A 21,329-nucleotide genomic window follows, 5' to 3' on the forward strand; every position below is an offset into this window, starting at 1 on the left:
GGGAGTCGGGACATGAGGCTACGCAAGGGCAAGCGGCAGAAGGCGGACGACCGGCCGGAGGTGGACAACCGGCCCGGGGTTCCGGCCGCCACGCCCGGTCTCGCCGTCGAACTGCGCGACGTCCGGCGGCAGTACGGCCGCGGAGCGGGCACGGTGCACGCCCTCGCGGGCGTCGACCTCGCCCTCCCGCGCGGCACGTTCACCGCGGTCATGGGCCCGTCCGGGTCCGGCAAGTCCACCTTCCTGCAGTGCGCCGCCGGGCTCGACCGGCCGACCGCGGGATCCGTGTTCCTGGGCGGCACGGAGATCACCGGCATGAGCGAGAACGAGCTGACCGAGCTGCGCCGCAGCCGCCTCGGCTTCGTCTTCCAGGCGTTCAACCTGCTGCCGTCGCTGACCGTCGAGCAGAACGTGCTGCTGCCCATGCGCCTGGCCGGGCAGCGCCAGGACCGCCGCCAGGCGCAGGCGGTGCTCGCCCAGGTCGGGCTCGCCGACAAGGCGAAGCGCCGGCCCGGCGAGCTCTCCGGCGGCCAGCAGCAGCGCGTGGCCGTCGCCCGCGCCCTGGTCACCAGCCCCGACGTGATCTTCGCGGACGAGCCCACCGGCGCCCTCGACACCGGCACCGCCGCCGAGGTCCTCGGCCTGCTGCGCAACGCGGTGGACACCCTCGGCGCCACCGTCGTCATGGTCACGCACGACCCGGCCGCGGCCTCCTGGGCCGACCGGGTGCTGTTCCTCGCCGACGGCGCCTTCGCCGACCATCTCGAGCGCGGTTCGGCGGAGCAGATCGCGGCACGGATGGCCGTGCTCACCTCCCGCGCCTCCCGCTCCGGTGCGATGACGGGGGTTGCGGCATGAGGCGCCCCAACGGACTCGCCCGTGAGGCCGTCCGCTTCAAGCCCGCGTCCTTCGCGGGGACCTTCCTCGCGCTGCTGATGTCCGCCCTGATCGTCTCGGCCTGCGGCATCCTGCTCGAGACCAGCCTGCGCGCCTCGGTGCCGCCGGAACGCTACGCGAACGCGCCGGTCGTCGCGGCGGCGGATCAGAACGAGTACGTCGTCACCGGCAGCGGCGAGGACCGTGAGAAGGAGGCGACGCCGCTGCCGGACACGGCACGGATGGACGCCGGTCTCGCGGCGAAGGCCGCCCGGGCGCCGGGCGTGGCCACCGCCGTCGCGGACTTCACCTTCCCGGTGCACGCGACGGACGGCGGCGCCGGTTCCGGCGCCCGTGAACTGCCCGTCGAGGGCGGTGTGCTCACCGCGCACGGCTGGGGTTCGCACACCTTCACCGGCACCTCGCTGACCAGCGGCTCAGCGCCCCGCGAGGGCGAGGTCGTGCTCGACGCGGGTACGGCCCGCGCCGCGCACGCCGCCGTCGGCGACACCGTCGTACTGGAGACCGCCGCCGGGCAGCAGGACTTCCGCGTCTCCGGCGTCGCCGAGGTCTCGGCCGCGGACACCGACCGCGACACCGGCGAGGCGGGCGCCCTGACCTGGTTCGCCGACGCCCAGGCCCCCACGCTCGCCGGGCACCCCGGCAAGGCCGACGCCGTCGTCGTGATGGCGGAGCACGGCACGGACACCGGCGCCCTCGCCGACGCCGTGAAGCAGGCCCTGGCCGGCTCCGGCGTCCAGGTCCACACCGGCGACGACCGCGGTGCCGTCGAGGACCCGGGCCTCGGGTATGCCAAGGTGACGCTCTTCGGCATCGGCGGCTCCTTCGGCGGGATCGCCGCCATCGTCGCGGTCTTCACCGCCGCCGGGACCGTCGCGCTCTCGGTCGGCCAGCGGGCCCGCGAGTTCGCCCTGCTGCGCGCCGTCGGCGCCACCCCGCGGCAGGTCCGCCGCGCCGTCGCCTCCGAGGCACTGCTCGTCGCGCCGTTGGCCGGGATCATCGGCTGCCTGCCCGGCATCGGGCTCGCGCACTGGTGGTTCGGGCAGCTCCAGGACCGCGGCGCCATCCCGCAGGCCGTGGACCTGCACGTCTCCGGGCTTCCGCTGCTCGCCGCCGTCGTCATGGGGCTGCTCACCGCGCTCGGCGCCGGCTGGATGGCCGGACGCCGGCCCGCGAAGATCAAGCCGGGACAGGCGCTGTCGGAGGCGTCGGTGGAGCGGCTGCGGCCGGGTCTGGTCCGTACCCTCCTCGGCGTCGGCGCCCTCGTCGGCGGCGCGATCCTCACCGGCGTGTCCGCCCGCTCAGCCGGGGACGACGCGGCCGGTGCCGCCCTCGGCGTCGTCATGCTCTTCATGCTCGCCGTCGGGCTGCTCGGCCCGCTGGTGGCGCGGCTGTGCGCCGGTCTGTTCGGCCTCCCGCTGCGCGGCGCGGGCCCGGCCGCCGGGCTCGCGGCCGCCAACTCCCGTACCAACGCCCGCCGCCTCGCCTCCGCGATCACTCCGATCGTGCTGGCCGTGGCCTTCTCCTCGACCCTCGTGTTCATGCACACGAGCGAGACCCACGCCGCCGACAAGCAGCTGCGCGCGGGCATCACCGCGGACCACGTGGTGACGGACCCGGCCGGGCTCCCGGTGGACGCGGCGGCTCGCGCCGCCAGCGCGCCGGGCGTGGAGGCGGCCGTCGGGCTGCTGAACACACAGGTGCTGGTGCCGACCGGCTCCGGCGAGTTCAAGTCGCTCCAGGGCGCGGCCACCCAGGGCGTCACCGGCACCGGCGCCGAGCTGGCGAAGGTGCAGGACCTGGACGTGCGCGAGGGCAGCCTGGACCGGCTCGGCGAGGGCCGTATCGCCATCGACAAGACCCTGGCGACCTCGGCGGACGCCGGTGTCGGCGACCGGCTCCCGCTCTACCTCCCCGACGGCACCGAGGTCAGCCCCGAGATCGTCGCGGTCTACGGCCGCGGTCTCGGCCTGTCCACGGTGACCATGGACCGGGCGTCCCTGGCCGGGCATGTCACCTCCGCCTTCGACAGCACGCTGCTGGTACGGGGCGGCTCGGAGAAGTCGCTCACCGCCCTGGGCGAGGTCACCGACGCCTCCGGCTACGCCACCGAGCAGAACGTCGACGCGAAGCTGGGCGCCTGGATGAACAACACCATGGCCGCGGTCCTCGGCGGCTTCGCGGCCGTCGCCGCCGTCAACACCCTGGTGATGACGGTCATGGACCGCCGCCGCGAGCTGGGCACGCTGCGCCTGGTCGGCTCCACCCGGCGTCAGGTGATGACGATGCTGCGCTGGGAGGGACTGCTGGTCGCGGGGGTGGGCCTGGTCCTCGGCTCCGCGATCGCCGCGGCCACGCTGATCCCGATGATGAGCGGCGTGACCGGTGACATGCCGTACGTGCCCCCGCTGGTGTACGGATCCTTCGCGGTCGCCGCCGGCGGCCTGGCACTGCTCGCGGTCACCCTGCCGGCCCGGGCGGCCCTGCGCCGCTGGTCGTAGCGCGGGCGCGGGGGCGGGAGCCGGTCGATGACGCCGGTTCCCGCCCCTTTCGCATGCGATCGGCCGGGCATCGGGGCGGCTCGAACCGTTGTAGCCGGACGCCCGGACGGCTATGGTCGTTCTATCTGAGATAGTCCTCTTATTTAAGAACGAGGTGTCATTGTGTTCATTGCCGCGGCGACGGACAGCGTGTCCATCGCTCCGAGCTGGGACCGCACAACGGCGGCGGAGGCCCGCCGACTGGGGGAGGTGCCGGCCGCCAACGTCGGTGACGCGCTGGAGCGGATGACCGTGATGGACGGCGGCATCCGGCTGCTCACCGGACGCTCCGCGCTCCTGGGCAACGCCCTGACGGTGGACGTGCGGTCGGGCGACAACCTGGCCGTCCACCGGGCGCTCGACGAAGCCAGGCCGGGCGACGTCCTGGTCGTCAACGGGCACGGCGACATGACCCGGGCGCTGATCGGCGACCTCATCGGCGAGATCATGGTGAACGCCGGGGTGGCGGGCGCCGTCGTGGACGGTGCGGTCCGCGACGTCCAGGCGCTGTCCGAGATGGGCCTGGCCGTCTACGCGCGGGCGATCACCCCCGCCGGACCGTTCAAGGACGGCCCCGGCGCCGTCGGCCTCCCGGTGGCGGTCGGCGGCGTGGTGGTGGCGCCGGGCGACGTGCTCGTCGGCGACTTCGACGGCGTCGTCGTCGTCCCGCGGCACCGCGTGCGGGAGGTCGTCGAGGCGGTCGACGGGATCGGCGAGAAGGAGGAGGCGCTGAGGCAGCGCATCCTCGCGGCACGCCCCGACCAGGCGGCGGTGGCCCGATGACCGCCGCGTCGCCCGCCTTCCGGATCGAGGAACTGCGCCGCCTCTCGCGCCGCCCCGCCCTCGCGCCGGCCCCGCCGGGCGCCGTCTCCCTCGCCATGGGCGAGCCGGACTTCCCGACCCCGCCGCCGGTGATCGAGGCCGCCGTGGCCGCCCTGCGCCAGGGGCACACCCACTACGCCGACCAGAAGGGCCTGCGGGAACTGCGCGCCGCGCTCGCGTCCCGGCTGCCGGCGCACCCCGGCCGGACGTGGAGCGCGGACGACGTCGTGGTCACCCACGGCGCCACCGCCGCGCTGGCCGCAGTCGTGTTCGCGACGGTCGGCCCCGGCGACCGGGTGGTCGTCCCGGAGCCCGCCTACTCGCTCTACGCCGACCTGGTCGTCCTCGCCGGCGGCACCGTGGACTTCGTCCCGCTCGGCCCCGATCTGCACTGGGACCTCGACGCGCTGGCGGCCGCGCTGCCCGGCGCCGCGATGGTGATCTTCTCCAACCCGTCGAACCCGACCGGCATCGTCCACGGCGAGCAGGAGCTCAAGGCCCTCGGAGACCTCCTCGACGGCTCCGACGTGCTGGTCGTCAGCGACGAGGCGTACCACCGGCTGGTCTACCCGGGGCACGAGCTGACCTCGGCACTCGCGGTCGAATCGCTGCGGGACCGGACGGTGTACGTGCAGACGTTCTCCAAGACGTACGCGATGACCGGCTGGCGGGTCGGGTACCTGACCGGGCCGCGCGAGGTGGTGGACGCGGCGGCCCACGTGCACCGGACCCTCAACGGCTCGTTGAACACGGCGGTCCAGCACGCGGCCCTGGCCGCCCTCGAACTGCCGGACGGCGTCGTGGACGCCATGGTCGACAGGTACCGCGGGCGTCGCGAGCTGGTGGTCGAGCACCTGTCGGACGTCCCCGGCCTGCACCTGGTCCCGCCCGAGGGGGCGTTCTACGGCTTCGTCCGCTACGACGCCGACCTGACCTCCGAGGCGGTCGCCCGCGAGCTGGCCGAACGGAAGGTGATGGTGCGGGCCGGCGCCGAGTACGGACCCTCGGGCGAGGGGCACATCCGGATCTCGTTCGCGGCCAGTGAGGACGACCTGCGGACCGGGCTCGCCCGCATCGTCCGTCACCTGGGCGTCCAGGGAACCTGACGGAGGCCGGGCGTGCTGATCGCGAACCGCGTACCGCGCACGGCCGTACGCATCCGAGCGGTCGGACGTGCCGCACCCGGAGGCGATACCCTTTGCCTGCACTTCTACGAGGCGGAGGAGGCCCGTGAGCGATCAGCAGGCCGCCCCGCGTGGGGGGCGCAAGCTGCGCAGCGACACCCGCCGCAACCGCCGGCGCCTCCTCGAGGCCGTCGGCGAGCTGGCCCGGGAGACGCCCGACGAGCTCACCATGCAGGCGGTCGCGTCCCGCGCGGAGATCGGCCCGGCCACCGCCTACCGCTACTACTCCTCGATGGACGACGTGCTCGAGGCCTATGTGCTCAGCGTCGTCGAGGAGCTCCGGGACTTCAGCGAGACGTCGACCGCCCAGGGCAGGCCACTGTTCGACGCCGTCGTGGACAAGTGGGTGGACCTCCTCGCCGAGCACGGCCCGGCGTTGGTGCAGCTCCGGTCCCGACGGGGCTACCTGGAGCGGCTCCACGCCGGCAACGAGATCATCGTCGCCATGCGGGACGCCTGGAGCGGGCCGGTGCGGGGACTGCTCGACGACCTCGGACTCCCGCAGGAGATGCTCGAGTACGCCCTGTTCCTCGGCAACATGATCTTCGACCCGCGCGAGATCCAGGACCTCTCGCGGGAGACGCGCCTGTCCCGCCGGGAGGCCGTCACCCGGCTGTCCGAGGCGTACCGCGGCGCGTTGCGCGGCTGGGCGCGCGCGGGCTGATCGCCTCGCCCCCACACCCCCTACCGGGGTAGCACTTCCACATTGGCTCCCGGGTATGACGCCCGGCGCGCAGGCGTCCCCGCACACTCCCTCTTGTCCGGCCCCGGGACCACACGACAGGGGCATTCCGCGCAGGATTCAGCGCAGGATTCTGCGGCCCATCAAGTGATAACCTCATCTCAAATTGGATGAGCGTCTACGTACCGCATCGACAAGGAGATCAGCGGTGACAACGCAACGGGACATGCACGAACCCGCCGAACCGGTCAGCTCGACCGTACGAGCGGGGGATCTCGAGGTCGGCTTCATCGACGAGGGCGACGGTGTGCCCCTCGTGCTCGTACACGGCGGCGAGAGCGACCGCACCCAGTTCGCCACCCTCCGCGCTCGACTCGGCGCGGGGATCAGGGCGGTCTCCTACGACCAACGTGACTCGGGGATCACCGTGAACCCCCCGGTCCCCTACACGCTGGGCGTCCTCGCCGACGACCTCGTCGCCCTGCTGGACGCGCTGGGACTGGGCAGCGCGCACCTGCTGGGCACCTCCTTCGGCGGTGCCGTCGCACAGCACGTGGCGCTCCGCCATCCCGAACGGGTCGCGTCCCTCGTCCTGGTCGCCACCACGCCGAGCTTCGCGATGGGCAGCGAGGCGATCGACGAGCTTCTGTACATGTCCCACGAGGAACGGCAGAACGCGGTCGGGGACTTCTTCTTCACCCCCGAGGGCCAGGCCGAGCAGCGCGCCCGGCCCGTCCGGACGCTCACCGCCCGCACTCCCGAGCAGGGCGTCCGCCGCCACGACGTCGCCCGGCAGCACGAGGTCCGCGACCGCCTCGGGGAGATCGCCGCACCCACCCTCATCGTGCACGGCACACAGGACCGGCTGGCGCCCTACGCCGGCGCCGTCCTGATGGAGCGACGCATCCCGAACGCCGAACTGCGTTCGATCGAGGGCGGGCGACACGGCATCGCGGTGGAGTTCGCGGACACGATCGCCCGCTGGGTGCGCGAGTTCCTCCTCACCCCCGCAAGGCCATGACCGACCCGGCCCGCGAGGCCGCCGACCGGATGGCCGAGGCAGCCCAGGAGTGGCTGGACTCCCTGGACGCCGGCCAGCGCGGAGCGGCGGTCGGACCGGCACCGGGCGCCGACGGCGAGGCCGAGGCCGAACGCACCCGCTGGTTCTACACCCCCACCGACCACGGCGGCCTGACCTTCCACCAGCAGCGCCCCGCCCAGCACCGGTTGGTGATGCGACTGGTCGCGAGCGGACTGTCCGAGGCCGGGTACACCACGGTCGCCACCGTCCTCGGCCTGGAGAACGTACTCGACCGCACCGAGGGCTTCTCGGTGAACTGGGGGCGGGAACGGACCCGTGATCCCAGCATGTACTACCTGCGGGTCTTCGGGGTTCCCGGCGGACCGCGGCCGTGGGGGTGGCGGTTCGGCGGCCACCACGTCTCGCTCAACAACCTCGTGGTAAACGGGCGGGTGGCCGCCACCACGCCGTGCTTCCTGGGCGCGGACCCGGCCGGGTCACCCCTGCTGGGCGGCGCGACACTGCGCCCGCTGGGGACCGCCGAGGACCTGGCCCGGGAGCTGGTCCGCTCCCTGCGCCCCGGGTCCGCCGCCCGCGCGGTACTGCTGCCCCGCGCCCCGAACGACATCGTGGCCGGCAACAGCACCCGGATCGACGACCGCGTGGTGAGGCGAGCCGACCTGTGGCGCCCCGGCTCGCACGTCCCGGACCGGGCCGAGCACCCGGCCACCGGCCTCGACGGCGCGAACCGGCGGGCGCTGGCCCTCACCCCGACGCCCAAGGGCGTGCCGGGCGCCGAACTCGACGCCGCCCAGCGGGAGCTGCTGCGGGCCCTGCTCGGCACCTACCTCGACCGCGTTCCGCCCGGGGTCTCCCCGCTGGCCCGCTACGACGACCCGGCGGCGCTGGACGCCGTCCACCTCGCCTGGGCCGGCTCGACCACCGCGGGCGAACCGCACTACTACCGCCTGCAAGGCCCGCGACTGCTCATCGAGTGGACCAACATCCACCGCAGCGCCAACCACGCCCACGCCGTGTGGCGGGATCCGGCGACCGACTTCGGCGGCGACGTCCTGGCCGCCCACCACGCCGCGCACCACGCCGCGCACCACGCGCCGTAAGCCGCACGCGCGCTCCACGCCCGCACGCGCCATAAGCCACCACGCGCCACCGGAACGGAATGTGACATACATGGCCGGTCAACAACCGTCACCGCCCGATGCTCCCCCTCACAAGACCCGCCCCACGCTGCACGGCTCGTTCGGCATGTGCGCGTCCACGCACTGGCTGGCGTCCGCGACGGCCCAGTCCGTGCTGGAGCGGGGCGGCAACGCCTTCGACGCGGCCACGGCGGGCGCCTTCGTGCTGCACGTGGCCGAACCCCACCTCAACGGTCCCGGCGGTGATCTCGTCGCCGTGCTCGCCACCGCGGCCGGCTCCTCACCGCTCGTGCTGGCGGGGCAGGGCCACGCCCCACGCGGGGCCACGATCGAGCACTTCCGGGCCGAGGGCCTGGACCACGTCCCCGGCGCGGGCGCCCTGGCCGCCGCCGTCCCGGGCGCCGTCGACTCCTGGCTGTGGCTGCTCGCCCAGTTCGGCACCTGGGAGATCGCCGACATCCTGGCGTACGCGATCCACTACGCCGAGCGCGGAGTCCCCGTCGTGCCCCAACTGGCGCGGGTCCTGGCCACGGTCGAGGATCTCTTCCGCACGCACTGGCCCACGTCGTACGCGCTGTGGATGCCCGAAGGACGAGCCCCGCGGCCGCACACCACCCTCCTGAACCCCGCCTACGCCCGGACCCTGCGCCGACTGGGCGCCGCGGGTGCCGGCGAGAGCAGAACGGGACGGATCGAAGCCGCCCGACGCGCCTGGCGAACGGGGTTCGTGGCAGACGCCGTGGCCGATTTCGCCGCCGTACCGCACCGGCACTCCTCGGGCGGGGACCACGCCGGAGTGATCACCGCCGCCGACTTCACCGACTTCGTGCCCTCCCTCGAGCCCGCGGTCACCGCGCGGTTCCGGGGGACCACGGTGGCGAAGGCGGGCCTGTGGTCCCAGGGCCCGGTGCTGCTGCAGGCCCTCACCATGCTCGACCACTTCGACGACGAACGGATCGACCCGTCGACCGCCGAGGGCGTCCACACGATCACCGAGGCCCTGAAACTGGCGATGGCCGACCGGGAGGCGTACTACGGGCATCTGGATCCGGCGGACGCGGAGGTCGTGCTGCGCCGCCTGCTGTCGCCCCGGTACAGCAAGGAGCGCGCCGGCCTGATCGGCACGGCCGCGTCGGCCGCCTTCAAGCCCGGCGACATCGGCGTCCGGCCCTACATACCGCCGCTGGTCACCGCCCGGCCCGCCCTCCGGGCCGACGGCGTGGGCGAACCCACCGTGCAACAGACCGGCGACACCCGGGGCGACACCTGCCACATCGACGTCGTCGACCGCTGGGGGAACATCATCTCCGCCACCCCGTCGGGAGGTTGGCTCCAGTCCTCGCCCGCCGTGCCGGAACTCGGCTTCGCGCTCGGCACCCGGCTCCAGATGACATGGCTCGACCCGGCCGCGCCCTCGCGCCTGGCGCCGGGCCGGCGGCCCCGTACGACACTGACCCCGGCCCTGCTGCTGCGCGACGGCGTTCCCGTGGCCGCGCTCGGCACCCCCGGGGGCGACCAGCAGGACCAGTGGCAACTGCTCTACCTGGTGCGCACGCTCGCTCTCGGCATGGACCCGCAGGAGGCGATCGACGCACCCGCGTTCCACACCACCGCGGTGCCGAGCTCGTTCTGGCCGCGTACCTGGACACCGGGCGGACTGGTGATCGAGGAACGAGCGGGCGGGACAGTCGTCGACGAGCTGCGCGAACGCGGCCACGACGTGACCGTCTCCGGACCCTGGAGCCAGGGCCGCCTGTCCGTCGTCACCCGTGATCCGGACAGCGGCGTGCTGCGGGCGGCGGCGAACCCGCGCGGCGCCCAGGGATACGCGGCGGGGCGATGAACGGCGGCGCGGCCGGCACCCGCACTCGCACCCGCACCGGCACCCGCACCCGGGGCCGGCTGGTGCGACGGCGTGTGACGCCGCCCGGCCTGATGCTCGCGCTCACCTTCGCGACCGGCGTCGTCGACGCCGTCGGATACCTGCGCCTCGACCAGGTGTTCGCGGGCAACATGACCGGCAACGTGGTCATCCTCGGGATGGCCGCCACGGGCAGTACGGACCTGCCGGTGCTCGGCCCGGCCGTGGCACTGGTGTCCTTCCTCGCCGGCGCGGCCCTGGCCGGACGGGTACTGCGCACCGCCGCCCCGGGCTGGAGCCGCCGGTGCACGGGTCTGCTGGGCGGCGTCGGACTGACCCTGGCCGCCACGGCACTCGCTCTGGCCCTCGTCGGCGCCGACACCTCCGGCGCCCGCGCGTGGATGGCGTCGTCGCTCGCCCTGGCCATGGGGGCGCAGGCGGCGACGGCCCGCCACCTGGCGGTGAAGGACGTCACCACGGTGGTCGTGACCTCCACGCTGACCGGCCTCGCGGCGGACTCCCGGCTGGGAGCGGCCCGCGGCCAGGGCGCCCTGCGCAGGGCCGCCGCCGTCACGCTCATCGTCGTCGGAGCCGCCACCGGTGCGGTGCTGTGCCAGGCGCACGAAGGCCTCGCGGCGGCGGCGGCAGCCTGCGTCGTACTGGCCGTGACCGCCCTCGGCCACGCGTCTGCCCGCGCCGACGACCACGCCGCGGCAGCCACCACCGGATCGACCGCCACGGGATCGACCGCCCTCACTCGGCAATGACGGAAGGACGCTCATGACCACAACCCTGGCCCCCTCACCCACGATCGGGAAGGCAGCTGTCGGGGCACTCGGCTTCCTGGCGCTGTCCACCGGTGCCCTGGAGTCGGTGGTGTCACCGACGATCCCGCTTCTCGAACGCGAACTGGACATGAGCCAGTCCGAATCGGCCCTGCTCAGCATCGTGCTCCTGATCACCGGCGCGCTCATCACACCGCTGGCGGGCAAGTTCGGCGACCGCTACGGCGGGAAGAAGATCCTGATCCGGCTGATGGCGGTGGTCTCGCTCGGCGGCACGGTGTCCGCCCTGGCCCCGAACCTGCCCGTGCTGCTGGTCGGCCAGGTGTTGCAGGGCGCGATGATCGGCGCACTGCCCCTGTCGTTCATCATGGTCCGCAAACACCTCCCCGCCGAGGAGTCCAAGGTGGCCATCGGCGTGGTCAGCGGACTCTTCGTCGGCGGGTCGATGGTCGGCCTGCTGTCGGCCGGGCCGGTGGCGGAACAGCTCTCCCGGCACTGGATGTTCGCGCTGCCGACGATCGCGGTCATCGGGGGCACCCTGCTCGTGAACAGGCTGATGCCGGCCGATGTGCCGCACCGGTCGGACGGCTCCGGGATCGACTGGCCCGGCCTGCTGCTCCTGAGCGGGATACTGGTCACGCTCATGCTCGTCCTCGCACTGGCTCCCGAAGCCGGTTCCGCACCACTCGTACTCGTCGCCCTCGTCGCCCTGCTGGCCGTCTTCGTCATGGGATGGGTGAGGGTCGAACGGCGTGCGGCCGCGCCGATGATCGACCTGCGCATGCTGGCACGGCCCGCGATATGGAAGGCGTGCGTGCTGACGTTCGTCATCTGCCTCGGCACCACGATGGCGGTCTATCTCATCCCGCAACTGCTCGACGAGCGCGGCGACGGGTACGGATTCAGGGCCAGCGCGACCAAGATCGGCTTCATCCTGCTGCCCGGCGCCATCGCCGCGACGCTGGCCGGGCCGCTCGGCGGAATGGGCGACCGGCGTTTCGGCTCGCGTGCCGTGGTCAACACCGGCGTCGTCATGATGGCCGTCGGCCTGTTCGCCGTGGCAGCCGTACACACCGAGATCTGGCACATCGCCGTCGGCAAGGTGCTGATCTCGCTGGCCAACGGCCTGTGCGTTACGGCGATGATGACCAGCACCGCCACCGCCGTCGACAAGGACGACACCGGCATCGCCACCAGCCTGATCCTGGTGAGCCGCGTGGTCGGCTCCGCCGTGGGCGGGCAGCTCGGCGGTGCGCTGCTCACCGCCGGAACCCCTTCCGGGTCGGAGGTCGCGGCCGAATCGTCCTACGTCACCGGGTTCCTCATAGCCGGCGTCGTCGTGTCGCTGGCCCTGTTCGTCACCCGCACCATGAGCAAAGGAGTCAAAGCATGACCCGCACCGCACCGAGGCGCAAGGTACTGATCTCCGGGGCCAGCATCGCCGGTCCCACCCTGGCCTTCTGGCTCAACCGCTACGGATACGAGGTCACCGTGGTGGAGAAGGCCGGCACACTCCGCAGCGGCGGCTACCCCATCGACGTACGCGGCACCGCACTCGACGTCGTGGAGAGGATGGGGATCCTGCCGCGACTGCGGGACGCGCACATCGACCTGAGCCGGCTGACCTTCCTCGACGGGGACGGCGCCGAGGTGACCTCCCTGCACCCCCACGCCGTCACCGGCGGCGTCGCGGGACGGGACCTGGAGGTGCGGCGCGGGGACCTGACCGACGCCCTCTACACGGCGGTCCGTGACGACGTGGAGTTCCTGTTCAACGACTCCGTCGACACCCTCGACCAGACCGGCCACGGGGTCGACGTCACCTTCCGCGGGGGCGAAAGCCGTACGTTCGACATGGTGTTCGGTGCGGACGGCATGCACTCACGAACGCGGGAGTTGCTGTTCGGCCCCGAGGAGCAGTTCCACCGCTACCTCGGCTACTGCTTCGCCGTGTTCACCATGCGCAACACCTTCGGGCTCTCCCACGAGACCGTGATGTGGAACACCCCGGGCAGGGCCGCGGCGCTCTACGCCGTGGGGGACGACGACGAGGTGCACGCCTTCTTGAACTTCGCCCAGCCGGAGCCGCCCATGGCCGCGTTCCGCGACCCGGAGGCCCAACGCGACCTGGTCGCCAAGGTCTTCGCCGACGCGGGATGGGAGGTCCCGGGCATGCTGGCCGCCCTGCGCGACACGGACGACCTGTTCTTCGACGGGGTCAGCCAGATCCGTATGCCCCGCTGGACCAGCGGCAGGATCGCGCTGGTGGGCGACGCGGGGTACGCACCCTCGTTCCTCACCGGGCAGGGCACCAGCCTCGCGCTCGTCGGCGCGTACATGCTCGCCGGGTCCCTCGCGGACCGGGGCCACATCGCGGGCTTCGCCGCCTACGAACGCGACACCCGAGAGTTCGTCACCCTGAACCAGGGGCTGGTCGGCCAGGGCGGCGCCACCCTCTTCCCGACCACGGCCCGGGACCTGGAGCAGCGCAACGCCAGACTGCGCGGCCTCAGCGCCATCCCCGCCCCGGCGGGACGACCGGCCCATTCGGCCCTCGCGCTGCCCACGTTCACGACCATGCCCTGAGCCCGGCGCCGCGTCGCGCCGCGCCGCGCCGCCGGACGAGAGCGCGCTCACCCCGGGCTGCGCAGCGCGCATGTTGTCAACGCCCCGTCTCCCTGTCGATCAGCTCGCGGAGGATGTCCGCGTGCCCGGCGTGCCGGCCGGTCTCCTCGATCATGTGGGTGAGTGCCCAGCGGACACTGGGCGCGGGGCGGCCCGGTCGCGGCCGGGGGACCGGTTCGCCGAGGTCGGTGCACGCGTCGAGCACCCGGTTCGCGCGCGCGACGGCCTCCCGGTAACGGGCGACCACCTCGGCCACGCCGTCCTGCGGCGCCGCCCGGAACGTCGCCTGCCAGTCGCTCACCTCCTCACCCAGGAACAGCGCGCGCTCGACGTGCGTGAGGTGGTTGAGGAGGCCGAGCAGGTTGGTGCCGGACGGCACCGCGGCCGTACGGACCCGGGGCTCCGGGGCGCCGTCGACCTTGCCGGCGACCGAGGTCCGGAGGTAGTCGAGGAACCCGCGCAGGGTCTCGGCCTCGCTGCCCCCGGTCCTCGGCGGTGGGGTGTCCCGGCGGCGGGTGCGGCCGGTGCGGCGGGTGCTGTTGGGCATGGTGACCTCCTTGCGGGCGGGGGCGCAGGCGCTGGCTCAGGCGCGGGCGCGGGCCCTTCAGGCCGTGCGGCGTACGAGCAGGACGTGGTCGACGACCTCGGCGGTGCGCCCGCCCGGGCCGGTCGCGATCCGGTGCGGGGCGTCGGCCCGCTCCACCGCCCACGTCGCCGGGTCGAGGCCGATGCCCGCCGCGACCTCACGGGGACTCGGGTGGCGGACGTCGGGGTCCTGGTCCCACGACCACGGCGCGGTCGAGCCGTGGTCGACGACCAGCAGCCGCCCGCCCGGGCGCAGCGCGTGCGCGGCCGTCCGCAGGACCGTCGACCGGTCCAGGCCGAAGGGAGTGTGGAGGTAGTGCGCGCAGACCAGGTCGAACCGGCCCTCGGGGAAGGACTCGCCCAGGTCGTGCCGCTCTGCCCGGACCAGGTCGCCGAGGCCGTGGGAGCGGGCGTGCCCGGCGAGCCGTTCGGCCGCCACGGCCGAGATGTCGACGGCGGTGACCCGCCATCCCCGGCGGGCCAGCCACAGTGCGTCACCGCCCTCGCCGCACCCCAGGTCCAGCGCGTCGCCGGGAGACAGCTCCGCGACCGTCTCGACGAGACGCTCGTTCGGCCGGGGCTCGGCGGCCGCCGGCCGGGCGGCGTGGACACCGTCCCAGAAGGTGACCGCGTCGGTGGCGCTCATCGCAACTCCATCTGTAGGGGTGAGGGCTGTAGGCGTGAGGGGCTGCGCCCAGTCTCACCAGGACCGGCACGATGTGGCACGGAATCTTGCTGTTGTGGCAAGGTGGCCCGATGGACGCCGGAACGGACGACGTAGTCGACGCCGTGGGCCCACGACTGCGCGCGCTGCGCCGCGAGCGCGGCATCACCCTCGCCCACCTCTCGGCGGCGACCGGGGTGTCCGAGAGCACCCTGTCGCGGCTGGAGAGCGGACAGCGCCGGGCGACCCTGGAGCTGCTGCTGCCGCTCGCCCGGATCTACGACGTCCCCCTGGACGACCTCGTCGGTGCGCCGCGCACGGGGGACCCCCGCATCCACCTGAAGCCGATCCGGAAGTTCGGAATGGTCTTCGTACCCCTGTCCAGGCGGCCGGGCGGGACCCAGGCCTTCAAAATGATCATCCCGAGCCGTCCTGAACCGCTCGAACCGACCCCGCAGACCCACGAGGGCTTCGAATGGCTGTACGTGCTCGGTGGCCGTCTGCGCCTGCTGGTCGGCGAGCGCGACCTGACGCTGTCCCCGGGGGAGGCGGCCGAGTTCGACACGTCCCTGCCGCACTGGCTGGGCAGCGCCGACGGCGGCACGGTCGAACTCCTCGTCCTGTTCGGCCTGCAAGGGGTGCGGGCGCATGTGCGCGGTGACTGAGCGGCGGCCACTCGAAGGGGCGGGGCGGCGGCCCGGCCCGAGGCGACCGGGAGGAGGCGCGGCACCCGATGGGACGCGCTGAGCGCGAGGCCGTCGCACACGGTGCGCGGCTGCACGAGGCCGCGTCGGCCCTCGCCGGTGACCACGAACGGGCCGTCGACGCCGTCCGGGCAGCCCTGAAGCCCCTGCACGACACAGCCGTGGCACAGGCCCTCGACGCCATCCCCGTGGCCCGGCTGCAGGACGTCACCGACGGGCGGTTGCGGCTGGGGGTCGTCGAGAAGAGCGGCCTCGGCACGGTCCGGGCCGTACTCGACGCCGGTCCCTACCGGCTGCGGCAGATACCGGGTGTGGGGCAGCGGACCGTCGACCAGATCGTCGCCGCCGCACGGCAGTTGGCGGAGGCGGCGGGCGAGACGGCCGCCGTGCACCTGGACGTGGACCGGCCCGAGCCGCGCACCACCGCGCTGGTCGTGGCCCTGCACGTGCTGGCGCAGGCGGGTCCGGAGGCGCGCCGCGCCCTCGACGCGGCGACCGCGCTCACCCGGCGGCTCGAACCGCTGCTGGTGGACGCCCGCCCGGCCGCCGGGCGGACCGGACTGCTGCTGGCCGGACGGGCCAGGAAGACCCGTGCGCTGGAGGCCGTCGCGGCGATCCGGTCCCTCACCGACGAGGCCGAGCGGGCGGGCACCCCCGAACTCCTCGCCCAGGCCTCGGTGGACCTGTTGCGCGGACCAGCGGGAGACCTCGCGGCCTGGACGGACTTCGAACTGCGCTCCGCCGAGTACTACGGCCTGCTCGGCGAGATCGCCGGACGGGCCCCCGACACCGCGGTCGCCGAGGGGTTCCTGCCCGACGACATCGCCGAGCGGGTGCGCGGCCTGCGCCTCGACGACTCCCACCGCCGGGTGTCCCTGCGCGGATACCAGGCGTTCGGCGCGCGGTTCGCCCTGGCGCTCGGCCGGGTGATGCTGGGCGACGAGATGGGCCTGGGCAAGACCATCCAGGCCATCGCCGCCCTGGCACACCTGGCGGCCGGCGGGCGGACCCACTTCCTGGTGGTGTGCCCGGCGAGCGTCCTGGTCAACTGGACGCGCGAGATCGAGGCCCGCAGCACCCTGCGGGCCCTGCCGCTGCACGGCCCCGACCGGCAGGACGCCTTCACCGACTGGCGGGAGCGGGGCGGGGTCGCGGTGACCACCTTCGAATCCCTGCGCGGCTTCCCGGCACCGGACGGGGGAGAACTCGCGATGCTGGTGGTCGACGAGGCGCACTCCGTGAAGAATCCGCAGGCCCTGCGGTCGCAGGCGGTCGACCGGTGGGCCGCCCACGGCGAGCACGTGCTGTTCATGACGGGTACGCCGATGGAGAACCGGGTCGCCGAGTTCCGCAACCTGGTCCGGATGCTCGACCCGGGCGTGGCCGACCGTCTCGAGGACGGCACCGGACTGGCCGGCTCGGTGGCCTTCCGCAAGGCGGTCGCCCCCGTCTACCTGCGCCGCAACCAGGCGGACGTCCTCACCGAACTGCCCAGCCTCCAGCACACGGACGAGTGGGAGGAGCTGAGCGCCGACGACGAGGAGGCCTACCGCGCTGCCGTGGCCGGCGGCAACTTCATGGCGATGCGCAGGGCGGCGTACGCGCGCCCCGAGAAGTCCGCCAAGCTCGGGCGGCTGAGGGAGATCGTGCGGGAGGCAGGGGAGAACGGTCTCAAGGTCGTCGTCTTCTCCCACTTCCGGGACGTCCTGAGCGTGGTCGAGGACGCCTTGGACACCGCCGGACCCGGTCCGCACGGCCGCGTGTTCGGGCCGCTCACCGGGGGCGTGCCGCCCGCCCGCAGGCAGCTGCTCGTCGACGGCTTCACCGCCGAGTCCGGACCGGCGGTGCTGCTCGCGCAGATCCAGGCGGCCGGCGTCGGGCTCAACCTCCAGGCCGCCTCGGTGGTGATCCTGTGCGAGCCCCAGATCAAGCCCACCATCGAGCACCAGGCCATCGCCCGCGCCCACCGCATGGGCCAGGTCCGACCGGTCCGCGTGCACCGGCTCCTGGCCACCGGCGGAGTGGACGAGCGGATGGTGCGGATGCTGGAGAGGAAGGCCCGCCTCTTCGACGCCTACGCCCGGCGCAGCGCCGTGGCCGAGTCGACACCGGACGCCGTGGACGTGTCGGACACCGACCTGGCCCGCCGGATCGTCGAGGAGGAACAGGCCCGCCTCGGCCTGGCTGACGGACGCCACGCGCCGGCGCCCTGAGCCGAAGCGCCCACGGCGCCCGGCAGCGGGCGGGGCCCAGGGCCGTCTCCGGGCCGCCCACGGAGCCCAGCCGCGCGGGCAGTTCACGGGCCGCCCCGGCCGCCCGGTCGGAGGGCAGGCCCACCGCCTCCTCCAGCTCGGCCCGCACCGTGCCGGCCGCGCCGGCCGCGAGGAGGGCCAGCAGGGGCCACACGCCCACCGCGGAGAACACCGTGGCGCCGCTCGTGGTGGCCGCCCAGCGCGCGGTGAGGCCGTTCACGGCGCGAATCGTCGCCTTCGTGGCCCGCATAGCGCCCCCGCCCCGTCGCGCGCTTACCATGCGCTCAGTGATCGGCCGGCCACCCGCGAGGCCCGGCCGCCGTCTCGCGGCGCCTCCGCGTCCCCGCCCGAAGCCTGAAACAGGAGCACGGTACACGTGTCCATACCGCCGCCGGGGCCCCAAGGGCCCTACTCCCAGGGGCCGTACCCGCCGGGACAGCAGCCGCCGCAGGGGCCGTACCCCCCGCAGGGCCCGTATCCGGGTGTCTGGGGGCAGCCCTACGGGGTGTACCCCCAACAGGCGCCCCTCAACGGGCTCGCCATCGCCGCGTTCGTGCTCGGTGTCCTGTGCTTCGTGCCGGCGGTCGGGCTCGTGCTGGGACTGATCGCGCTGGCCCGGATCCGCAGGCGGGGGGAGCGGGGCAAGGGGTTCGCGGTGGCCGGGTGCGTGCTGTCCTCCGTGGGGCTCGCGCTGTGGGTGGTGTCGCTCTCCACGGGTGCCGTCGCCGGCTTCTGGGACGGCTTCCGGGACGCCGCGCGCGGCGAGGGCACCGCCTACTCCCTCGAGAAGGGCCAGTGCTTCACCACTCCGGGCGGCTCCCTCCAGGGCGTGACGTACGACGTCGACCAGGTGCCCTGCGAAGAGGAACACGACGGCGAGGTGTTCGCCTCCTTCGAGCTGCCGGGCGGTTCCTACCCGGGCGACGCGGAGCTCACACGGGCCGCCGACGACCGGTGCTACGCCCTCCAGGACGCCTACGCGATGGACCGGTGGGCGCTGCCGGCCGACGTCGACGTGTACTACCTGACCCCGACCTCCGGGAGCTGGCGGACCGGCGACCGCGAGATCACCTGCCTGTTCGGGAACACGGACGAGCGCTCCACGCTGACCGGCTCACTGCGCAACGACGTCGCGCGGCTCGACCCGGACCAGCACACGTACCTGCTGGCGGAGGGTCACCTGAACCGGGCCATGGACGAGGTGCCCGAAGCCGAGACCGTCGAGGACGACTTCGCGGGCTACCGGGTCTGGGCGGGGCAGGTGTCGGAGGCGCTCAGGGGCGAGGTCACGATGCTGGAGCGGCACAGCTGGCCCGCCGGCGCCGAGCGCCCGGTCGCCGCGCTGGTCGAGGACCTGAGGACGGCGCAGAAGGAGTGGGGCCTGGCCGCGAAGGCCACCGGTCCCGACGCCTTCTACGAGCACTACGGCAAGGGCTACGACCTCGTCGTGGCGGACACCACGGTCACCGCCCGCAAGGCTCTGGGCCTGGCCACCACGCCGCCCGACCACGAGGGGGGCGGCGACGGCGGGGGAGACGACCCGGGCCTTGAGGTGTGACGGCGGCCATAGCGGGGAGAAAGTGCCTGCGTAAAGCCCTCGGGCCCCGCAAGTCATCACATCGAGTGATTCTTTGGCCTTTGCTTGCCTGGTACAACCTACGGTTGCCACGCTGTTGCTGTCTGTACAACCTGATGGGAGCGGCCAGTGACATTCGGTGAGCAGCCGGCGTATCTGCGTGTCGCGGGTGATCTCCGCAAGAAGATCGCCGACGGCCTGCTGCCGCCCCATACCCGCCTTCCGTCCCAGGCGCGGATCCGCGAGGAGTACGGCGTCTCGGACACCGTCGCCCTGGAGGCGCGCAAGGTGCTGATGGCCGAGGGCCTGGTCGAGGGCCGCTCCGGTTCCGGCACCTACGTGCGCGAGCGCCCCGTCCCCCGCCGCGTCGCCCGCTCCGGGTACCGGCCGGCCGGCGGTGCCACGCCCTTCCGGCAGGAGCAGGCCGACGGCGACGCGCGCGGCACCTGGGAGTCGCGCAGCGAGCAGGCCGAGGCGAGCGGAGCCGTGGCCGAGCGGCTCGGGATCAAGCCCGGCGACCGGGTGATGTGCACGCGGTACGTCTTCCGGGAGGCCGGCGAGGCCGTCATGCTCTCCACCTCGTGGGAGCCGCTGGACCTCACCGGCCGCACGCCGGTGATGCTGCCCGAGGAGGGACCGCTGGGCGGCATGGGCGTCGTCGAGCGGATGGCCGCCATCGACGTCGTCGTCGACAACGTCACGGAGGAGGTCGGCGCCCGCCCCGGCCTCGCCGAGGAGTTGCTCGCCCTGGGCGGCGTACCGGGGCACGTGGTCGTGGTCATCCAGCGCACGTTCTACGCCTCGGGACGCGCGGTCGAGACGGCCGACGTGGTCGTCCCGGCCGACCGGTACCGGGTGGCGTACCACCTGCCCGTCAAGTAGCGGCGCCGCCGGGGGAGTTCACGCGCTCTTGCGTGGTGTGAGATGGCGCACGCCCGTCGTGCGCCGCCCACGCCCCTTTCCTCCGCTCGCACATAGGTCCGCGGCGCGTGCCGTCGTCCGCGCGGCGCCGGAATCCGGTCGTTCCCGCAGGTCGCCTCCCTCGGCCCCGTCATGCCCGTGACTGGAGGCATCGGCGCGCGGGGACGGCGCGTTCTGCATCGTGCGCCCCCTGCGTTCTGGCTGGTTGCGTACCTCTTTGTGCAAAGCCGTATTCGCTCCGTGAAGGTTGGGCGTAGGCTCGGGCATATGCGGATTGCGGTTTCCTTGGCGGGCGGGGCGCGGTGCAAGCCGCGGGCGGGAAGTGGAGGGTCGCGATGAACGACAGTACGGTCGCTCTTCCCTGGTTGGTCTTCCGGCAGGACGACAACGGCAATCGCTACCGCGTGGGCAGGTACGCGACCCGGGCCGAGGCCGAGAAGATCGCGGACACCCTCGACGGCCGCGGACACCGGCAGCTCTACTGGGTCGAGAAGCTCGGCGCGAGCGGCACGGGCACGGCGGGCTGACCGTGCCGGGCGCCCCGGACGGGCCGTAGGCTCCGGCGCATGACGGAACGGATCGTGGTGGGCGCCGCCCTGGTCGACGGCGGGCGCCTGCTCGCCGCGCGCCGCAGCGCCCCGGCCGAACTGGCCGGACGGTGGGAGCTGCCCGGCGGCAAGGTCGAGGCGGGCGAGACGCCCGAGGCGGCCCTCGTGCGCGAACTGCGCGAGGAACTCGGGGTGGCGGCCGAGCCCGGTGAGCGCGTCCCGGGGCAGTGGCCCCTGAGGGCGCCGTTCGTCCTGCACGTGTGGACCGCGCGCCTGCTCCCCGGCTCCGCCGCTCCCGCACCCCTCGAGGACCACGACGACCTGCGCTGGCTGACCCCCGCCCAGGTGTGGGACGTGCCCTGGCTCGACCAGGATGTACCGGCCGTCGAGCGGGCGCTCGCACACCTGGGGCTCGGGGCGAGGGGCGCGACGGACGCGCGGGGTGCCTGAACGGACCGGTCCGGGCGCCCTCCCACGCCGCTTGTGCCACAGTGCGCCCTCC

19 protein-coding genes are annotated in these 21,329 nt (G+C 73.7%); 17 read left to right on the plus strand and 2 right to left on the minus strand.

Annotated elements, in window-relative coordinates:
• Positions 1-12: 12 nt before the first annotated feature.
• The 11 genes from ACGH7X_RS25285 (at position 13) to ACGH7X_RS25335 (ending at position 13,538) form a co-directional block, all read left to right on the plus strand.
• Entirely contained in the window at positions 13-858 is an 846-nt protein-coding gene (locus ACGH7X_RS25285) for an ABC transporter ATP-binding protein (RefSeq protein ID WP_399888241.1), read from the plus strand.
• Positions 855-3,398 (plus strand): FtsX-like permease family protein, encoded by a 2,544-nt coding sequence (locus tag ACGH7X_RS25290; RefSeq protein WP_399888243.1) that lies wholly within the window; start codon positions 855-857, stop codon positions 3,396-3,398. Before ACGH7X_RS25285 ends, ACGH7X_RS25290 begins: the two co-directional genes overlap by 4 nt.
• A 189-nt stretch (positions 3,399-3,587) precedes the next feature.
• The gene (locus ACGH7X_RS25295) at positions 3,588-4,220 is read left to right on the plus strand and encodes an RraA family protein (protein WP_399888246.1); all 633 of its coding nucleotides are present in this window, start codon (positions 3,588-3,590) and stop codon (positions 4,218-4,220) included.
• Positions 4,217-5,365, plus strand: coding sequence for a pyridoxal phosphate-dependent aminotransferase (locus ACGH7X_RS25300; RefSeq protein ID WP_399888249.1), 1,149 nt, complete (start codon positions 4,217-4,219; stop codon positions 5,363-5,365). Before ACGH7X_RS25295 ends, ACGH7X_RS25300 begins: the two co-directional genes overlap by 4 nt.
• Before the next feature lie 124 nt (positions 5,366-5,489).
• Complete coding sequence (locus ACGH7X_RS25305) at positions 5,490-6,107, plus strand: TetR/AcrR family transcriptional regulator (protein ID WP_399888252.1); 618 nt, start codon at positions 5,490-5,492, stop codon at positions 6,105-6,107.
• A 226-nt stretch (positions 6,108-6,333) separates the two neighbouring features.
• Positions 6,334-7,146, plus strand: a complete 813-nt coding sequence (locus ACGH7X_RS25310; RefSeq protein WP_399888255.1) for an alpha/beta fold hydrolase — start codon at positions 6,334-6,336, stop codon at positions 7,144-7,146.
• A complete protein-coding gene (locus ACGH7X_RS25315) occupies positions 7,143-8,267 on the plus strand; it encodes a DUF3500 domain-containing protein (RefSeq protein ID WP_399888258.1) in 1,125 nt (374 codons plus the stop codon). Before ACGH7X_RS25310 ends, ACGH7X_RS25315 begins: the two co-directional genes overlap by 4 nt.
• A 70-nt stretch (positions 8,268-8,337) precedes the next feature.
• Positions 8,338-10,149, plus strand: coding sequence for a gamma-glutamyltransferase family protein (locus ACGH7X_RS25320; RefSeq protein WP_399888261.1), 1,812 nt, complete (start codon positions 8,338-8,340; stop codon positions 10,147-10,149).
• Positions 10,146-10,934 (plus strand): YoaK family protein, encoded by a 789-nt coding sequence (locus ACGH7X_RS25325; RefSeq protein ID WP_399888265.1) that lies wholly within the window; start codon positions 10,146-10,148, stop codon positions 10,932-10,934. The genes ACGH7X_RS25320 and ACGH7X_RS25325 overlap by 4 nt, the downstream gene beginning before the upstream one ends.
• A gap of 13 nt (positions 10,935-10,947) precedes the next feature.
• Positions 10,948-12,345 carry an MFS transporter gene (locus ACGH7X_RS25330; RefSeq protein ID WP_399888267.1) on the plus strand — a complete coding sequence of 466 codons (1,398 nt, stop codon included), beginning with the start codon at positions 10,948-10,950 and terminating at the stop codon, positions 12,343-12,345.
• A complete protein-coding gene (locus ACGH7X_RS25335) occupies positions 12,342-13,538 on the plus strand; it encodes an FAD-dependent monooxygenase (protein WP_399888270.1) in 1,197 nt (398 codons plus the stop codon). The genes ACGH7X_RS25330 and ACGH7X_RS25335 overlap by 4 nt, the downstream gene beginning before the upstream one ends.
• Before the next feature lie 76 nt (positions 13,539-13,614).
• Here ACGH7X_RS25335 and ACGH7X_RS25340 read toward each other — a convergent pair whose 3' ends face one another.
• Positions 13,615-14,124 carry a DinB family protein gene (locus ACGH7X_RS25340; RefSeq protein ID WP_399888273.1) on the minus strand — a complete coding sequence of 170 codons (510 nt, stop codon included), beginning with the start codon at positions 14,122-14,124 and terminating at the stop codon, positions 13,615-13,617.
• Between the two features lie 57 nt (positions 14,125-14,181).
• On the minus strand, positions 14,182-14,808 hold the full coding sequence (locus tag ACGH7X_RS25345; protein WP_399888276.1) for a class I SAM-dependent methyltransferase: 627 nt from the start codon (positions 14,806-14,808) through the stop codon (positions 14,182-14,184).
• Between the two features lie 110 nt (positions 14,809-14,918).
• On the opposite strand from ACGH7X_RS25345, the gene ACGH7X_RS25350 reads away from it, so the two are divergent.
• The 6 genes from ACGH7X_RS25350 to ACGH7X_RS25375 all read left to right on the plus strand — a co-directional run bounded on the left by ACGH7X_RS25350 (position 14,919) and on the right by ACGH7X_RS25375 (position 21,277).
• Positions 14,919-15,491 carry a helix-turn-helix domain-containing protein gene (locus tag ACGH7X_RS25350; RefSeq protein WP_399888279.1) on the plus strand — a complete coding sequence of 191 codons (573 nt, stop codon included), beginning with the start codon at positions 14,919-14,921 and terminating at the stop codon, positions 15,489-15,491.
• Between the two features lie 68 nt (positions 15,492-15,559).
• Entirely contained in the window at positions 15,560-17,743 is a 2,184-nt protein-coding gene (locus tag ACGH7X_RS25355) for a DEAD/DEAH box helicase (RefSeq protein WP_399888282.1), read from the plus strand.
• Between the two features lie 415 nt (positions 17,744-18,158).
• A complete protein-coding gene (locus ACGH7X_RS25360; protein WP_399888285.1) occupies positions 18,159-19,340 on the plus strand; it encodes a DUF4190 domain-containing protein in 1,182 nt (393 codons plus the stop codon).
• A gap of 147 nt (positions 19,341-19,487) precedes the next feature.
• A complete protein-coding gene (locus tag ACGH7X_RS25365) occupies positions 19,488-20,240 on the plus strand; it encodes a GntR family transcriptional regulator (protein WP_399888288.1) in 753 nt (250 codons plus the stop codon).
• 374 nt (positions 20,241-20,614) lie between these two features.
• A complete protein-coding gene (locus tag ACGH7X_RS25370) occupies positions 20,615-20,806 on the plus strand; it encodes an SPOR domain-containing protein (protein WP_399888291.1) in 192 nt (63 codons plus the stop codon).
• A gap of 39 nt (positions 20,807-20,845) precedes the next feature.
• Positions 20,846-21,277 (plus strand): (deoxy)nucleoside triphosphate pyrophosphohydrolase, encoded by a 432-nt coding sequence (locus ACGH7X_RS25375; protein WP_399888294.1) that lies wholly within the window; start codon positions 20,846-20,848, stop codon positions 21,275-21,277.
• The last annotated feature ends 52 nt before the right edge of the window (positions 21,278-21,329 follow it).

Source organism: Streptomyces sp. BBFR51 (genome assembly GCF_044591655.1).
Lineage (GTDB): Bacteria > Actinomycetota > Actinomycetes > Streptomycetales > Streptomycetaceae > Streptomyces.

Coding starts and splice junctions, on each gene's coding strand:
- ACGH7X_RS25325 (WP_399888265.1), top strand. CDS start 10,146: ATGAACGGCGGCGCGGCCGGCACCCGCACTCGCACCCGCACCGGCACC.
- ACGH7X_RS25285 (WP_399888241.1), top strand. CDS start 13: ATGAGGCTACGCAAGGGCAAGCGGCAGAAGGCGGACGACCGGCCGGAG.
- ACGH7X_RS25320 (WP_399888261.1), top strand. CDS start 8,338: ATGGCCGGTCAACAACCGTCACCGCCCGATGCTCCCCCTCACAAGACC.
- ACGH7X_RS25375 (WP_399888294.1), top strand. CDS start 20,846: ATGACGGAACGGATCGTGGTGGGCGCCGCCCTGGTCGACGGCGGGCGC.
- ACGH7X_RS25335 (WP_399888270.1), top strand. CDS start 12,342: ATGACCCGCACCGCACCGAGGCGCAAGGTACTGATCTCCGGGGCCAGC.
- ACGH7X_RS25370 (WP_399888291.1), top strand. CDS start 20,615: ATGAACGACAGTACGGTCGCTCTTCCCTGGTTGGTCTTCCGGCAGGAC.
- ACGH7X_RS25290 (WP_399888243.1), top strand. CDS start 855: ATGAGGCGCCCCAACGGACTCGCCCGTGAGGCCGTCCGCTTCAAGCCC.
- ACGH7X_RS25340 (WP_399888273.1), bottom strand. CDS start 14,124: ATGCCCAACAGCACCCGCCGCACCGGCCGCACCCGCCGCCGGGACACC.
- ACGH7X_RS25300 (WP_399888249.1), top strand. CDS start 4,217: ATGACCGCCGCGTCGCCCGCCTTCCGGATCGAGGAACTGCGCCGCCTC.
- ACGH7X_RS25355 (WP_399888282.1), top strand. CDS start 15,560: ATGGGACGCGCTGAGCGCGAGGCCGTCGCACACGGTGCGCGGCTGCAC.
- ACGH7X_RS25330 (WP_399888267.1), top strand. CDS start 10,948: ATGACCACAACCCTGGCCCCCTCACCCACGATCGGGAAGGCAGCTGTC.
- ACGH7X_RS25315 (WP_399888258.1), top strand. CDS start 7,143: ATGACCGACCCGGCCCGCGAGGCCGCCGACCGGATGGCCGAGGCAGCC.
- ACGH7X_RS25350 (WP_399888279.1), top strand. CDS start 14,919: ATGGACGCCGGAACGGACGACGTAGTCGACGCCGTGGGCCCACGACTG.
- ACGH7X_RS25345 (WP_399888276.1), bottom strand. CDS start 14,808: ATGAGCGCCACCGACGCGGTCACCTTCTGGGACGGTGTCCACGCCGCC.